Genomic DNA, 16,418 nt, shown 5'->3' with positions numbered 1-16,418 from the left:
CGGCTTTCCCGCAGTTCTCTTGCCATGACCAACGCTTCCATCGTTCCCGCCGTCATCCACGAAGTGCCGTTGCAGTACTACGTGTTTTTCGCCACCGCACTCTTTTGCATCGGCGTTACGGGGGTACTCGTTCGGCGCAACGCCATCATTATATTCATGTGTATTGAACTGATGCTCAATGCCGTGAATATCCTGCTGACGGCCTTCGCCGCCTACCGCGCCGACCCCAACGGGCAGGTGTTCGTGTTCTTCATCATGGCCGTGGCCGCCGCCGAAGTCTCGGTGGGCCTGGGTATTATCGTCATGATTTACCGCAATTTTCAGAATACCGACGTCAATCTGCTCAGCCGGTTGAAGGGGTAGGGTGCGGGGCTTGCCCCCGCCCAACCGTTGTTTGGTTACTGTTTCCCGATTTTTCGTTCTGCTAGCCGGGCGGGGACAAGCCCCGCCCCTACATTCATGCAAGAAACTGTTCTCCCCGGTGCCACGGCACCTTTTTCTACGCTGCTGTACGTCCTCATTCCGGGGCTGCCCTTTCTGGGTTTTCTACTCAATGGCTTGCTGAACAGGAAGTTATCAGGTACGCTGGCCGGCACCATCGGCACGCTCACCGTGCTGGGCTCGTTCGGCCTGTCATTGTTTCTGTTCCTGAATTTCCAGTATCAATACACTGTCAATCTATTTGATTGGATATCAGTAGGTTCGCTGCAAATTCCGTTCAGCTACCAGATTGACCAGCTCAGCCTGCTCATGCTGCTGCTGATAACGGGGGTAGGCGCGCTGATTCACATCTACAGCATCGGCTACATGCAGCACGATGAGAACGTGGGAAAGTTTTTTAGCTTTCTCAATCTCTTCATATTCAGCATGTTGATTTTGGTGCTGGGGGCCAATTTCGTTATCCTGTTCATTGGCTGGGAGGGGGTAGGTCTGTGCTCGTACCTGCTCATCGGCTTCTGGAACAAGAATACCAGCTACAACAACGCCGCCAAGAAAGCCTTCATCATGAACCGCATCGGCGACTTGGGCTTCCTGTTGGGCATCTTCCTGATATACCTAACCTTCAACTCAGTACAGTACGGCGAAGTATTTCAGAAGGCCAGCCTGGGGCAGTTTGGTAACTATGGTGTGGGCGTAGTCACGGCCATTACCCTGTTGCTTTTTGTGGGCGCGATGGGTAAGTCGGCGCAGCTGCCGCTCTACACCTGGCTGCCCGACGCGATGGCCGGCCCTACCCCCGTCTCGGCGCTCATTCACGCCGCCACGATGGTCACGGCGGGCATTTACCTGGTGCTGCGCGCCAACGTGCTGTTCACCTTATCTCCCCAAACGCTGGAAGTTGTGGGCATTATTGGCCTGGCCACGGCGCTGTTTGCGGCCACTATCGGTCTGGCACAGAACGACATCAAGAAAGTGCTGGCGTATTCCACCGTCTCGCAGCTGGGCTATATGTTCCTGGCGCTGGGAGTGATGGGATACACCTCGTCGTTCTTTCACGTACTCACGCACGCCTTCTTCAAAGCGCTGCTCTTCCTGGGCGCGGGTTCGGTTATTCACGCCATGAGCAACGAGCAGGACATGCGCCGCATGGGCGGCCTGCGCAAAGCCCTACCCATCACCTTTTTAACGATGCTGATTGGCTGCCTGGCCATCTCCGGCATTCCGCCGTTCGCGGGCTTTTTCTCGAAAGATGAAATTCTGAGCCACGTGTATGAGCACAACAAGGTAATGTGGGCCATCGGCGTCTTTACCTCGTTCCTGACGGCTTTCTACATGTTCCGCCTGCTATTCCTCACGTTCTTCGGCGAATTCCGGGGCACCGAGGAGCAGCGCCACCACCTGCACGAGTCGCCGGTCAGTATGACGCTGCCGCTGATTGTGCTGGCGATTCTCTCGGCCGTGGGCGGCTTTATGGGTGCGCCGATGTTCGTGGGCAAGCACTACCTGGCCGATTACCTGGCCCCGATTTTCACCTACTCGCGGCAGCTGCTGCCGGCCGCTTTCGCCACCGAGCCCGACCACAACACGGAGCTGATGCTCATGGGCATCTCGGTGCTGGTGGCCGTGGTGGGTATCGTGCTGGCCTACGTGATGTACGTGGCCCGCAAGCAGCGTCCCGCCGAGGACGAGACGCAGCGCTCGGCCATCGACAGCCTGGTGTACCACAAATACTACGTGGACGAGCTGTATAACAACCTCATCGTGAAGCCAATAATGGCTCTCTCGACCGGCCTCTACAAGTTTGTCGAAAACGGCATTCTCGACCCCATCGCCAATGGCGTGGGCCGCGTGACGCTGGCCGGCGGCCAGCTGCTGCGCAACGTGCAAACCGGCTCGGTCGAAACCTACCTCATTCTCATGGTGCTAGGCATCGTGCTCATTCTGGGGCTGAATTTCGGGCGGTTATGAGGATAAATAGCTGAGTATGACGTAAAATTGAACGTCATGCTGCACAAAGTGAAGCATCTTGCCGCCGGCGTTGGGGTCATTGCCCTAAGCGCCTGCTAACAAGATGCTTCACCTTGTTCGGCATGACGTTCTTTCATTTTCTTCCAACCTACGCCAGCTGCTTCCCATGCAAAAACTCTTACCCGTGCTGCTCCTGTTAGCGGCCCCCGCAATGGCCCAGGAAACCCAGTATCAGCAGCCGCCCGCTGCCATCCGCGACCTGCTGCTGGCGCCCCCTACCCCCCGCGTAAGCCTCGCTGGCGATGGTAGCGTGCTGGCCATTCTAGCGGTGCAGGACTTCCCGACCATCGCCGAGCTGAGTCAGCCCGAGCTGCGGCTGGCCGGCCTGCGCCTCAACCCGCGCACCAATGGCCAGAGCCGCGTGAGCTACGCCGTGGGAATGCAGTTGAAGCGCCTGCCTGGCGGGGCCGAAACGCCCGTGCGGGGCCTGCCCGCCCAGGCCCGCATCAGCAGCCCCAGTTGGTCGCCCGATAATCAACACCTCGCTTTCACCCTGACTACGCCCGCCAGCGAGGGGGTAGGGGGCCGGGTCGAATTGTGGGTGGCCGACGTAGCCACGAACACCGCCCGCCGCCTGCTGGCCACGCCGCTCAATGACGTGTTCGGCAGCTCCTTCGAGTGGGTGCAGGATAGCCAGACGCTGCTGGCGCGCACTGTGCCCGCCGGGCGCGGCGCGGCCCCGGCTGCCGACGCCACGCCCACCGGCCCGGCCGTGCAGGAGACGGGCGGCGGCAAAAAATCGGGTGCCCGCACCTACCAGGATTTGCTGAAAAACCCCGCCGACGAGCGCATTTTTGAGTATTACGCCACCGCGCAGCTCGTGCGGGTGACGCTGGCCGATGGCCGCGCCCAGCCGCTGGGCCAGCCGGGGGTAGTGCGCGCGGCGTCGCCCTCGCCCGATGGCCGCTTTGTGCTGGTGCGCACCGCCCACCGGCCTTTCTCCTATACGCTGCCCATCAGCAGCTTCCCACAGCGCATTGAGGTGCTGGATTTGGCCTCAGGCAGCGTGGTGAAGACTATTGCCGACCTGCCGCTGGCCGACAACGTGCCCACCAACTTCGACGCCGTGCCCACCGGCCCGCGCGACCACGGCTGGCGCAGCGACGCGCCCGCCACCATCAGCTACGCCGAGGCCCAGGATGGCGGCGACCCCAAAGTGAAGGCCGACGTGCGCGACAAAGTGTACCTGCTGCCCGCGCCCTTCGGCGCGGCGCAGGAGCTGGCTGCCCTACCCCTCCGCTACGCCGGCATGACCTGGGGCACCGACCACCTGGCCCTGGTGGATGGCTACCGCTGGGCCGACCGCCACGAAACCACCTGGCAGCTCGACCCCGCCGCGCCCGGCCAGCCGCTGAAAGTGCTCTTCGATGGCTCGTCGCAGGACACCTACCATAACCCCGGCTCGCCCGTAACGCGCCGCAATGCCCAGGGCCGTAGCGTGTTGCGGCTGGCGCAGAGCGGTCGGGCTATTTACCTCACCGGCCAGGGCGCTTCGCCCGAGGGCGACCGGCCTTTCGTGGATGAGCTAAACCTGACCACCAAAAAGACTACCCGCCGCTGGCGCTCCGAAGCGCCCTACTACGAGGTACCGGTGGCGCTGTTTGATGGCAAAAAAGGCCAGCTGGAGCTCCTGACCCGCCGCGAGGCCGCCGACCAGGTGCCCAACTACTACCTGCGCGAGCTGGGCAAAAAAGGCCAGCCGCTGGCCCTCACGCACTTTGCCAACCCTTACGCCGCTTTCGGGGGCAGCTTCCGCAAGCAGGTGCTGCACTATAAGCGCGCCGATGGCGTGGCCCTCACCGCCAACCTCTACTTACCGCCGAATTATAAGAAAACCGACGGCCCGCTGCCCACCCTCATGGAGGCCTACCCCGTCGAGTTCAAGGACAAGGCCAATGCCGGGCAGGTGAGCGGCTCGCCCTACACCTTCACGCGCATCAGCTGGGCCTCGCCCGTGTATTGGGTGACGCAGGGCTACGCGGTGCTTGAAAACGCTACCGTGCCCATCGTGGGCGAGGGCACCGCCGAGCCCAACGACACCTACACCGAGCAATTGGTGAGCAGCGCCAAAGCCGCCATCGACGAGGGCCAGCGCCTGGGCGTGGTGGACCCCGCCCGCGTGGCCGTGATGGGCCACAGCTACGGCGCGTTCATGACCGCTAACCTGCTGGCGCACTCCGACTTATTTAAAGCCGGCATCGCCCGCAGCGGCGCGTATAACCGCACGCTCACACCCTTCGGCTTCCAGGGCGAGGAGCGCACCTACTGGCAGGCCAAGGGCGTGTACGACGCCATGTCGCCCTTCAATTTCGCCGATAAAATCAAGACGCCCATCCTGCTCATTCACGGCGAGGCTGATAATAATTCGGGCACCTTTCCCATCCAAAGCGAGCGCTTCTACGCCGCCCTCAAGGGCCAGGGGGCCACGGCGCGCTACGTGGTGCTGCCCGCCGAGGCCCACGGCTACGCCGCCCGCGAAAACCTGCTCCACATGCTCTGGGAGATGGATTCGTGGCTGAATAAATACGTGAAGAACCCCACGCCGGCCGTGAACTAGGGGGTAGGGCAGGCTGGCTGCTACGCCTTAATAAGCACGTCATTCCGAGCTTGCCGAGGAATCTCGCCCGTTTCATTGAACGGTACCCGCACGGCGCGGGCGAGATTCCTCGACAAGCTCGGAATGACGTTCTTTATAATCTATATAAATCGCAGCCTGGCGTTCGCCCTACCCCCTCGAAACCGCTCTTATTTCGTCAGCGTGAAGCTAGTCCTCTGCACGTCGCGCGAGTTGCCGCCGGTCATCACCTGAAACTCGCCGGGCTCGGACACGAACTTGAGGTCGTCATTGTAAAACTTCAGGTCGTTGGCCGCGAGGTGGAAGGTGAGCTGGCGGCTTTCACCTTTTTTAAGGGTGATTTTCTGGAAGCCCTTCAGCTCCTGCACTGGGCGGGTGCTGCTGCCCACCAAGTCGCGCAGGTAGCACTGCGCAATCTCAGTGCCGTCGTACTGGCCGGTATTCTGCACCGTCACGGTCACTTCCAGGCCCTGGCCGGGGCCGATGCTGGCCTGGCTCACCGTGGGCTTGCCGTAGGTAAACGTGGTGTAACTCAGGCCGAAACCGAAGGGGTAGAGCGGGTCATTGGGAATGTCGAGGTAGCGCGACTTATACTTGTCGAGCAGCACGCCGGCGTAGGGGCGGCCGGTGCTTTTGTGGTTATAGTAAATCGGAATCTGCCCCACCGCGCGCGGAAACGTCATCGTGAGCTTGCCCGACGGGTTATACACCCCAAACAGCACGTCGGCCACCGCGTTGCCGGCCTGCGTGCCGCCAAACCACGTTTCGAGGATGGCATCGGCGTTCTGAGTTTCCCAGGGCAGGGTGAGCGGGCGGCCATTCGCGAGCACCACCACCAGCGGCTTGCCGGTGGCTTTCAGCGCTTTAAGCAGGTCGAGCTGGCGGCCGGGCAGGCCGATGTCGGCGCGGCTGGCGGCTTCGCCGGTCATGCCCTGGCTTTCGCCCACCACGGCCACCACCACGTCGGCGCCCTGGGCGGCCTGCACGGCTTCGGCAATCATGGTTTCGGCGGGGCGCGGGTCAATGTTCAGCTCGCCTTCATTGGCATTGAGGCGCTGAATCAGCTGCTGGTCGTCGGTCACGTTGGCGCCCTGGGCGTAGGTCACGCGCACGCCCGCGCCGCCCACGTTCTTGATTCCCTGCAAGATAGAGATGGCCTGCTTGCCGTCGCCGGCTCCGCTCCAACTGCCAATCATGTCGCGGCTGCGGTCGGCCAGCGGGCCGACTACGGCAATATTCACCGAGTTTTTGAGGGGTAGGGTTTGCCGGTCATTCTTGAGCAGCACCAGCGTGCGGCGCGTAATGTCGCGCGCGTCGGCGATGTACGAGGGCTTCATCAGGGTGGCCTTGGCGCGCTCCTCCGTCACGCCCCGATAGGGGTCGGTGAAGAGGCCGAGCTTGTACTTGGCCTCCAGCACCCGGCGGCAGGCCTGGTCGATGGTGGCCTGGGTCACGGTGCCCTCCTTAAGATTAGTAGCTAGCTGTTTAAGAAAAACTTCGCCCACCATGTCCATGTCCACGCCCGCATTGATGGCCAGCTCCGACACCTTTTTCTCGTCGCCTAGGCCGTGCGCCTCCAGCTCATTAATGGCCGTGTAGTCGGTGGCCACGAAGCCCTGGAATCCCCACTGCTTGCGCAAAAGGTCAGTCAGCAGCCATTTATTAGCCGTGGCCGGAATGCCGTTGATGTCATTAAACGAAGTCATTACCGAGCCTACTCCGGCCCTGACGGCCGCATAGTAGGGGGGTAGGTACTCGTTATACATGCGCTGGCGGCTCATATCCACCGTGTTGTAGTCGCGGCCGGCCTCCACCGCGCCGTAGAGGGCAAAGTGCTTGAGGCAGGCCATCACGGTTTCGGGCTTGGTCATGTCGTTGGTTGGTCCCTGGTAGCCGCGCACCATCGCTTCCGCGATGCGCGAGCCCAGGTACGGGTCCTCGCCCGCGCCCTCGGCTACCCGGCCCCAGCGCGGGTCGCGGGCAATGTCCACCATCGGCGAGTATATCCAGTTCAGGCCATCGGCCGAAGCCTCGGCGGCCGCGATGCGGGCGCTGCGCTCCATCGCGTCGAGGTCCCAGCTGGCGGCCAGGCCCAGCGGAATCGGAAAAATGGTGCGGTGCCCGTGAATGACGTCGTAGCCCAAGATAAGCGGAATGTGCAGCCGCGTATCCTGAATAGCCTGCTGTTGCAGCTTGCGCGCCGCCACCGGCGTAAAGGTGTTCAACACCCCGCCCACGAGGCCCTTCTTAATGTTAGCGTCCACGTTCTGGCTCACCACCGGCCCGGTCACGTCGAAGCCCACCGACACCAGATTCAGTTGGCCGATTTTCTCCTCCAGCGTCATCTTCTGCAGCAGGCTTGTCACGAATTGCTGCATCTGCGGGTCCACGGTGGGCGAGGCGGGGGTAGGGGCCGGAATGGCCACCTTGGCCTTGGGTTTAGCCGAAGCCTTAGCGCGCGCCTGGGCCTGGGCGCTGGTGCCGGCCAGGCCCAGCGCCAGCAGCAGCGCGGCCCGAAAAAGTGATTGACGGTGTTTCATCGAAAAAGAGGGGGGTAGGAAGGAAAGCGGAAAGGTAGCGGGTAGAACAGGCGGTTGAAAAATGGCCGCGGCGCGCCGCGGAAGCCCGCCAGGGCCTCAGCCGGAGCAGTGCCGCTGGCGGGCGTGTGTCGTAGCTACCCGCTGGCCACTACGTAATAGGGCACTTGCGCCGCCCGCCGGGGGGTAGCGTGTGCCCTAACCGGGCGGCGGCTCCGGCCGAAAACCAGTACAACCCAGCGAAATTTTTATCCCGCAAAAAAGCTGCGCGGCTCTCGGTGGGGCAGGCCAAGGCCCCTGGCCGGTGCTTAGCGTCATTTCGACTAAGCCAAAGGGCATCCTGGATAAGCCTGGCTTTCAAACAGGAGCGACCTTTACATGGTAAACAAAACGAGAAAACAACTCCTTATGAAAGCAGTAAGAATTCATGCGTTTGGCGGACCGGAGGTCCTGCAACTAGAAGACGTAGCGCGGCCGGTGCCAGCGGCCAATGAAATTTTAATCAAGGTGTATGCCAGCGGCGTAAACCCGGCCGACTGGATTGTTCGGCAAGGCGGCAACGACTTTCTGAGGTCTTTCCTGAAACTGCCGATGACCTTAGGCTGGGATGCGGCCGGCATTGTAGAGGAAATAGGTAGCGATGTAACCGGCTTTCAAAAAGGCGATGCCGTGTACGGGGAGCCTAATTTTCCCGGCTCTGGAAGCTACGCGGAATATTGCGTGGCCAAAGCCAGTCAATTTGCTCTCAAGCCTAAAAGCATCAGCTTTAACGAAGCGGCGGGGGTGCCGCTGGCCGGACTCACGGCCTGGACGTCCATTTTTGAGCAAGGCAGGCTACAACCGGGGCAACGCATCTTAATTAAAGGGGCATCGGGGGGGGTAGGAAGCTTCGCGGTGCAGTTTGCCAAGGCCAAAGGGGCCTACGTAATTGGCGTCGCTTCGGCCAGCAACCTGGATTATCTCAAGCAACTCGGAGCCGATGAGGTAATTGACTACCAGAATCAGCAGTTTGAAGAGTTGGTGCATGACGTGGACGTGGTATTTGATGCTTCGCCACTTCGTGACGACGAGGAGCGCTTGAAATCGGTGGCCGTCCTGAAGGCGGGTGGTATCCTGGTGAGCGTCAACGTGGATTTTCCGTTTAGTGAGGGAGTGCTGGCGGCCCTTGCCAAGAAACAAGCAAAAGGCGAGCTTTCGGGTAGTCATTCCGGGCAGGACTGGCTAACCGAAATGGCCCAGTTGATTGATGCCGGTAAAGTAAAGATTTTTGCCAGCAAGGTATTTTCGTTGGAGCAGGTAGCGGAGGCCCACCGCGAAAGCGAAACGTGGCACGTGCGCGGCAAGCTGATATTGGAAATAAGCAAAGAGGACGAACCGTTATGAGGCAGTTTAAAACGATAAGCGAATTTCACGAATTTTTGCAGCTACCGAAGCCGCAGCACCCGCTCCTCAGCGTGTTGGATGTGGGCACCGTGCCGCACCAGTATGGCGAGGAGCCAGTTAGCATGGCGCTGGATTTTTATTCTATCTCGGTCAAAAGAATGCGAAACGTCCGGGTAAAGTATGGGCAGCATCCGTTCGATTTCAATGAGGGTATCCTGTCTTTTATGTCGCCCAACCAGGTGTTTAGCATGGCGACCGCGAACAAAGACGAGGCAGTAGAAAAATCAGGCTGGGTGATTTACATCCATCCTGATTTTATCTGGAATACGCCGTTGGCTACCACCATCAAGCAATACGATTTTTGGGATTATTCGCTCCACGAAGCCTTATTTCTTTCGGCCAAGGAAGAAGCAACTATCCTGAATATTATTCTGGCGATTGAGCAGGAGTATAGTTCTGCTATTGACCGGTTTAGCAAGCAAATCATCATCTCGCAACTGGAAGGTTTGCTGAATTATGCGAACTGGTTTTACCATCGCCAGTTCATTACCCGCGAAAAAGCCAACCACCAGGTACTGGAACGCCTGGAAGAGCTGCTGCACGATTATTTTGCCAGCGCTAATGGTGCAAAAAGAGGCTTGCCGACCGTGCAGTACGTGGCCGAATACCTGCACTTGTCGCCGAAGTATCTGAGTAATCTGCTGCGTGAAGTAACCGGGCAAAATACCCAGCAGCACCTTCACGCCCAGCTGATTGCCAAAGCCAAAGAAAGATTATCGACCACGACCCTGACCGTGAGCGAAATCGCCTACGAGTTGGGTTTTGAACATTTACCCTCCTTCAGTAAGCTGTTTAAGACCAAAACGAATCTGTCGCCGCTGGAATTCAGAGCTTCCTTCACGTAACTGCCGAGCAAGGCTGCGTAGAGTAGCGTTGGAGGTTTTCACCACCTACTTACCCTTCAAATGCGGGCTCTCAAACCCCAGCTTTTTCAGCCCGCGCTGCGCCTCCGGTGAGCCCATAAACAGCTTCCACAGCAGGCCCGAGCGGGCGTTTTCTATCATCACCACGATGGGCCCCTGGTCGATGGCCAGGTGCGAGCCGGCCACCCAGTCATGCTGCTCGCTAAAGGCATCGTAGAAGCCATATTGACTCCAGATTTTATCGCCCAGGTCTTCGTAAAAATGCCGCATGGCCCGCATGGATTCGGCCGGCGCGTAGGGCAGGGCCGAGAGCGCCGCTGTGGGCGAAATTACACCCAGGTCCTCGGTGGGCGAGTGGGCCGCGTAGCCCTGGTAACTATCTGAGGCCGTGAGGCCCCAGCAGTCGGGTCCGTAGCCCTTGTATTGCTTGGGGTTGGCCACGCAGTAGGCGCGGTTGATGGTGGTGTGGGCCTGGTTCTGGGCCCAGTAGTCGGCGTGTGCGTCCTGGAGGCCGTGCGGGTCGAGGCCCATAAACGAGTAGTGCGAGAAGAACAGCGGCCCGCCCAGCTCGGGGCCGAGGGGTAGGGTCGTGTCGTAGTATCTCTTACCGTTCACGTACTCGGGGCCGGTGGCCCAGCCCTGGTCATACACTTGCTTGTCAATGCTATAGCGGGGCGAGGCGGCGGCCAGCACGTAGGTAATCAGGCACTCGTTCCAGCCGTGAATCTGGTGGTTCATACTCCAGCCGTTGTTGGGGCTCCAGTGCCAATACAGCACGTTCTGGCCGCCCTGAGTAAACCAATTCCACTCCACGCCCTCCCACATCCAGAGAATCTTGTTGCGCACGTTGGTCTCGTCGGGCGTGTCTTTGGTGAAATATTGTCGGGCGCAGATGAGCCCCTCGTACAGCAGCGAAGTCTCGACAATATCGGCCCCGTCATCCTTGATACCGAAGCGGATAGTGTGGCCCGTCTCGCCATTAAGCCAGTGCGGAAACGCGCCGTGATACATATCGGCCTTCCACAAAAAGTTGACGATTTTGTTCATCCGCGCCGCTGCCTGCGGGCGGGTTATCCAGCCCCGCTCGGCGGCCACGATGAGCGCCATAATGCCAAAGCCCGTGCCGCCGGTCGTCACCACTTCTGGCCCGGTATCAAACGACGAGTTGCTGCGCTCGCGGGCCATGCCCGAGTTGCGCTCGCCCAGCACCCAGAAGTATTGAAACGTCTGGCGCTGCACCTGGTCCAGGAGCTGCTCGTCGGTGAGGTGGCGCGGCCGTTGGCGGGCGTCGAACCGGGCGGGGGGGGTAGGGGCCTTGGCCGGGGCTTTGCGCGCCGCCTGCGCCGGGGCCAGGGCCGGTAGCAGCAGCAGGCCGCTTAGCAGTAGAAAGAGCCGTTTCATGGGGGGAATTGAGGGGAAAAAGCAGCCGGGAAAAATTGCCACCCGTCAGAAAAAGAGGCGCTTACTTGGCTGGCCGAACGGCTGTGTAGTACTTTCTTTCGAGGCTTAAATTATTGTGCAATAACGCTATGCGGGTAGGAGCGGCCGAATGGATGCGGCGGGCCAGCAGTTTGCAGCCGCTAAAGTAGAGCGCCAACAAACGTTTGTTGCGGGAGTCGCTTACTTTTACCGAAGTTTATCGGCAAAAAATACCATTTCGTCGGTAAAAACGCTATTCTTCACGCAGTTTCCACATTTTTCCGCTTTTTTATGAAAAACATCCACTTACTCACCTGGCTGCTCTTTGCTTTTGCGCTGTTGCCGAGCGCGCTACTGGCCCAACAAGCCCCCATAACGGGCGTCGTGACGGATGCCACCTCCCAGGAAGCCCTGATTGGTGTGACGGTGCTCGTGAAAGGCAACACCTCGCTTAATGCCCAGACCGGTATCGACGGCCGCTATGCCATCCAGGCCCCGGCCGATGCGGTGCTGACTTTCAACTACGTCGGCTACGCGCAGCAGGAGATTCCGGTGGCCGGCAAAACGGCCATCAACGTGGCCCTGCAATCCACTACCAAACTCAACGAGGTGGTAGTAGTGGGCTACGGCACCCAGAAAAAGCGCGACCTCACTGGCGCGGTGGCCCGCGTGGAGGGTAGCGAAATCGTGAACCAGCCGGTGCAGACGCCGACCCAGGCGTTGCAAGGCAAGCTGGCCGGCGTGCAGATTATCAGCGACGGCACGCCTAACTCGCAGCCCACGGTGCGCATCCGGGGCACGGGCACGCTGCTGGCCGGGGCCAACCCGCTCTACGTGGTGGATGGCGTGCAGACCACTGATATTCGGAACCTTAGCAACGCCGACATTGCCTCCATCGACGTGCTCAAGGATGCCTCGGCGGCCGCCATCTACGGCGTGCGCGGGGCCAACGGCGTCATCATCGTGACCACCAAAAAAGGCGCGATAGGCAAGCCGGTGCTCAGCTACAGCGGCACTTACGGCTTCAAAGAGGCGGCCCACCTGGTGCAGATGGCCAACGCCGACCAGTACAAGAGCTACATCACCGACACCGCGCCGGGCACCACGTTTCCGAGCTACCCCGGCTTCGGGGCGGCCACGACCAACTGGTACAAGGAAATTCTGAAGCGCGGCACGTTTCAGAACCACAACCTGGCCGTGTCGGGCGCTACCGACAATGTGCGCTACTACTTCTCGGGCAATTTGTTGCAGGACGACGGCATTGTGACCCAGAACAAGTTTCAACGCCTCACGGTGCGCTCTAATACCTCTTTTTCGCTGTCCGATAAAGTTACGATTAGCTCGCAAGCCTCTTTCAGCCACGCCAATACGCAGGATGTGAACCTGGGCGCGGCCTACCCCGATGCCTACCGCGCGGCCCCGATTATTCCGGCCAAGCAAGGGCCACTCTATGGCAACACGGGTGCCTACGGCAACGTGGGCAACCCGGTGCTCGACATCGACAAAAACAACAACCGGTCGATTGAAAACCGCTTGCAGGGCAACGTGGGCATCGACGTGCGGCCCGTGGAATGGCTCACGTTTCGCTCGGCCATCAACGTGGACCTGAATTTCAATAACCGCACGATTTACAACTACCAGTACAACAACGACAATACTACGTTTATCATCGCCGGCGGCAACCAGCGCAGCCCCACCAGCAGCCTGAGCGTGATGCAAACCAATTCCTACCGCTACCTGTGGGAGAATACAGCCACGTTTCACCGGGTTTTCAACGAGAAGCACGACCTGACCATCCTGGCCGGCACTACCACTGAGGAAGGCCAGACCACGCCGCTCTTCGGCTCGCGCCGCGGCGTGCCCGCCGACCCCAACCAGTGGTACCTGAACACCGGCGACCCCAACACGTCGGTGGTGAACCCCTACGACCCCAACAACCCCGATGCCAGCATGTTGCCCTCCAAAGACCGCCGCTTTTCGGTGCTGGGCCGCATCAACTACGCCTACAACAGCCGCTACCTGCTCACGGCCAACCTGCGCTACGATGCCTCGTCGAAGTTTGCCGCCAACCGCCGCGAGGGCGTGTTTCCGTCGCTGGGCCTGGGCTGGATACTTTCGGATGAGGACTTTCTCAAGGACGTAAAGGGCCTGAGCTTCCTAAAGCTGCGCGCCAGCTACGGCCGCCTCGGCAACGACCAGATTCCGGCCAACTCTTACGTGACGACGGCCGACATCAACATTCCTTACGTCTTCAATGGCCAGCCGGTGCTCGGGGCCGTCATCAGCCAGCTCAAGGATGGCAACGTGCATTGGGAAACCACCCGCGAGTACGACGCCGCCGTGGAGTTCGGCTTTCTGGATAACCACCTGACCGGCGAGGTGACTTATTACAACAAGCTTACCAGCGACGCGCTCATTCCGATTAACATTCCCGGCATCCTGGGCGACCCTGATAACCAGCTTATTACCAATGCCGCCAACATCGCCAACAAGGGGGTAGAGGCCGCCCTGAACTGGCGCTCGACCATCGCCGATGGCTTCACCTACAACGTGGGCGTGAACGCCACTTTCAACCAGAACCGCATCACCAACCTCAACGGGGGGCAGGCGCTGTTTGCGGGCCAGAACCTGGTTACCAAGTCCGACAACGGCCAGGCGGCCGGCAGCTTCTTCCTGCTCGACGCCATTGGCGTGTACCAGAGCGCGGCCGACATCGCCAACTCGCCTAAGTCCACCTTCGGCACCGGCCCCAACGGCGCGCCCCAGCCCGGCGACCTCAAGTATGCCGACACCAACGGCGACGGCGTGATTGACCTGAAGGACCGTACCTACCACGGCTCGTACCAGCCGCCGATGTACTTCGGCATCAATGCCGGCATCAGCATCCACCATTTCGACTTCTCGCTGGTATTCTCGGGCAACCTCAACAACGAGGTGTACAACGCCAAGAAGCAGGCCCGCTTTGCCGGCACCGACAACGTGGAAGCCAGCTTCGCCAACAACCGCTGGACCGCCGCTAACCCTTCCAACACCAACCCGCGCGCGCTCACCAGCAGCATGCCCAACTCGACTTACTTCCTGGAATCGGGCTCGTATCTGCGCCTCAACAACGTGATTATCGGCTACACCTTCCCGGTGAGCAGCATCGAAAAGGCGCATTTGGCCACGCTACGATTCTTTTTGTCGGGCCAGAACATCTTCACCGCCACCAAGTATTCGGGCTTCACGCCCGAGCTGTCCGGCGGCCCTCTCGATTCGGGCATCGAGTACACGACCTACCCCACCAGCCGCACCCTCACGGTGGGCCTGACTGCCAATTTCAAATAGGTTGGGCGTTTGTCATTGCGAGCCTGCGAAGCAATCTTTCCTTGTCTTTCGCGTCGTCAGTTACTACTCCTGACGGAAGGAAAGATTGCTTCGCAGGCTCGCAATGACAAATACTCTTACCAATCCCATAATTATCTATCCGATGAAACCTACCCCTTATTCATTCGTTCGCCGGGCCGGCACGGCTGCCCTGGCGCTGTCGCTGGCCCTGGCCAGCGGCTGCAAGCAGTTTCTGGATGTGGCTCCGCAGGGCCAGCTCAGCACCGCCGCCATCCAGAGCGACCCCGCCGCCGCCCAGAAGCTGGTCGATGGTGTGTACAACGTGCTCTACCTCGGCGGTTTTGGAGCCGATATCAATGGCTTTCAGTACATTATTCTGACTGATATTGCCTCCGACGACGCCGACAAAGGCAGCACGCCCACCGACTACCTCGACGCGGCCACCATCGATAACTTCACGGCCACCTCCACCAACAGCAACGTCAACAACTGCTGGAACGGCTATTTTCAGGGGGTATCCCGCGCCAACCAGGCGCTCGACAAAATTCCGCTGAGCCCGGCCGATGCCACTACCAAAAACCGGCAGCTCGGCGAGGTGCGCTTCCTGCGGGGCTACTTCTACTTCAACCTGGTGCGCCTCTTTGGGCCGGTGCCGCTCATCACGAGCGTGCCCGCCGCCAGCGATGCCAACAACCCCGCCCTGCAAGTCCGCGCCCCGGTGGCCGACGTGTACACGGCCATTATTAACGACCTGCAGTTTGCCGCCGATAACCTGCCCGTGAAGGGCGGCACCGACGTGGGCCGCGCCAACAAGCAGGCCGCCCAGGCTATGCTGGCCAAGGTGTACTTGTATCAGAAAAACTACCAGAAGGCCTACGACCTCACCAGCGCCGTTATCGCCAGCAACGCCTACTCGCTCTACCCCACCTACGCCGACATCTGGCGCACGGTGGGCAACAACAACTCGGAGTCGGTTTTTGAGGTGCAAACGGGCATCAACGCCTCCTGCAACAACGAGGCCGTGCAGCTCTACGCCGTGTGCCAGGGCCCACGCGCCGGCGGCAAATATGGCTGGTCGGACCTGGGCTTTGGCTTCAACACGCCTTCGGCCAGCCTCAGCAACACCTATGAGGCCGGCGATGTGCGCCGGGCGGGCACCATCATCTTCATTCAGCCCACCGCCCCGGCCGGGCAAAAATCGACGGGCACCGTGCTCTGGGACGGCTTTCGCATTCCGAGCCAGGACTCGGTTCAGGGTTCGGCCTACAGCTACAAAGCCTACCACAGCCGCACCAAGGAACCCAACTGCGGCAACACCGACTACCTGCCCAAGAACATTCGCATCATGCGCTATGCCGAGGTGCTGCTGCTGCACGCCGAGGCGGCTTTCCAGCTGGGTAAAGCCAGCGAGGCGACCGCCGACCTCACGCTGGTGCGCACCCGCGCCGGCCTAGCCCCTACCCCCCCCTCGCTGGCCACCATCTGGCACGAGCGCCGCGTGGAGCTGGCCCTGGAGCACGACCGCTTTTTCGACCTCGTGCGCCAGGAAAGCGTGCAGCCCGGCACCATCGTGCCGGCAATGGCCCTGCACGGCAAAACCTTCGTGAAAGGCAAAAACGAAGTATTTCCCATCCCGCAGCCCCAGATTGACCTCAGCGGCGGCGTGCTGACCCAGAACCCCGGCTACTAAAGCCCGGCCTTACCCCCCTGTTTGGAGCCCAGCGCTACCCGGCCTCTTCGGCCGGATAGCGCTGGGCTTTGTGCGTCTGAGGGGGGTAGGGCCCG

At 60.5% G+C, this 16,418-nt stretch carries 9 protein-coding genes; 7 read left to right on the top strand and 2 right to left on the bottom strand.

From position 1 onward, the window contains the following. Positions 1-24 precede the first annotated feature (24 nt). The 3 genes from A0257_08010 (at position 25) to A0257_08000 (ending at position 5,026) form a co-directional block, all read left to right on the top strand. Complete coding sequence (locus tag A0257_08010) at positions 25-363, top strand: NADH-quinone oxidoreductase subunit K (GenBank protein ID AMR27060.1); 339 nt, start codon at positions 25-27, stop codon at positions 361-363. Positions 364-459: 96 nt separating this feature from the next. Next, a complete protein-coding gene (locus tag A0257_08005) occupies positions 460-2,409 on the top strand; it encodes an NADH-quinone oxidoreductase subunit L (GenBank protein AMR27059.1) in 1,950 nt (649 codons plus the stop codon). Positions 2,410-2,575: 166 nt separating this feature from the next. After that, the gene (locus tag A0257_08000; protein ID AMR27058.1) at positions 2,576-5,026 is read left to right on the top strand and encodes an aminoacyl peptidase; all 2,451 of its coding nucleotides are present in this window, start codon (positions 2,576-2,578) and stop codon (positions 5,024-5,026) included. Between the two features lie 188 nt (positions 5,027-5,214). On the opposite strand, the gene A0257_07995 is transcribed toward A0257_08000, so the two are convergent. Next, positions 5,215-7,422: a beta-glucosidase gene (locus A0257_07995; protein AMR29670.1), complete on the bottom strand. Its 2,208-nt coding sequence runs from the start codon at positions 7,420-7,422 to the stop codon at positions 5,215-5,217. A gap of 567 nt (positions 7,423-7,989) precedes the next feature. Here A0257_07995 and A0257_07990 point away from each other — a divergent pair. Both A0257_07990 and A0257_07985 read left to right on the top strand, forming a co-directional pair. Further along, positions 7,990-8,964, top strand: a complete 975-nt coding sequence (locus A0257_07990; GenBank protein ID AMR27057.1) for an alcohol dehydrogenase — start codon at positions 7,990-7,992, stop codon at positions 8,962-8,964. Further along, positions 8,961-9,869 (top strand): AraC family transcriptional regulator, encoded by a 909-nt coding sequence (locus A0257_07985; GenBank protein ID AMR27056.1) that lies wholly within the window; start codon positions 8,961-8,963, stop codon positions 9,867-9,869. The genes A0257_07990 and A0257_07985 overlap by 4 nt, the downstream gene beginning before the upstream one ends. A gap of 45 nt (positions 9,870-9,914) precedes the next feature. On the opposite strand, the gene A0257_07980 is transcribed toward A0257_07985, so the two are convergent. Beyond that, positions 9,915-11,288, bottom strand: coding sequence for a beta-glucosidase (locus A0257_07980; protein ID AMR27055.1), 1,374 nt, complete (start codon positions 11,286-11,288; stop codon positions 9,915-9,917). Between the two features lie 309 nt (positions 11,289-11,597). Here A0257_07980 and A0257_07975 point away from each other — a divergent pair, with 309 nt between their 5' ends. Both A0257_07975 and A0257_07970 read left to right on the top strand, forming a co-directional pair. Continuing rightward, positions 11,598-14,633, top strand: a complete 3,036-nt coding sequence (locus A0257_07975; GenBank protein ID AMR27054.1) for a hypothetical protein — start codon at positions 11,598-11,600, stop codon at positions 14,631-14,633. A gap of 142 nt (positions 14,634-14,775) precedes the next feature. Beyond that, entirely contained in the window at positions 14,776-16,323 is a 1,548-nt protein-coding gene (locus A0257_07970; protein AMR27053.1) for a carbohydrate-binding protein SusD, read from the top strand. Positions 16,324-16,418 lie beyond the last annotated feature (95 nt).

The sequence above is a fragment of the Hymenobacter psoromatis genome, assembly GCA_001596155.1.
In the GTDB taxonomy this organism is placed as follows: Bacteria; Bacteroidota; Bacteroidia; order Cytophagales; family Hymenobacteraceae; genus Hymenobacter.
This window is presented reverse-complemented; position numbering and strand designations above follow the sequence as displayed.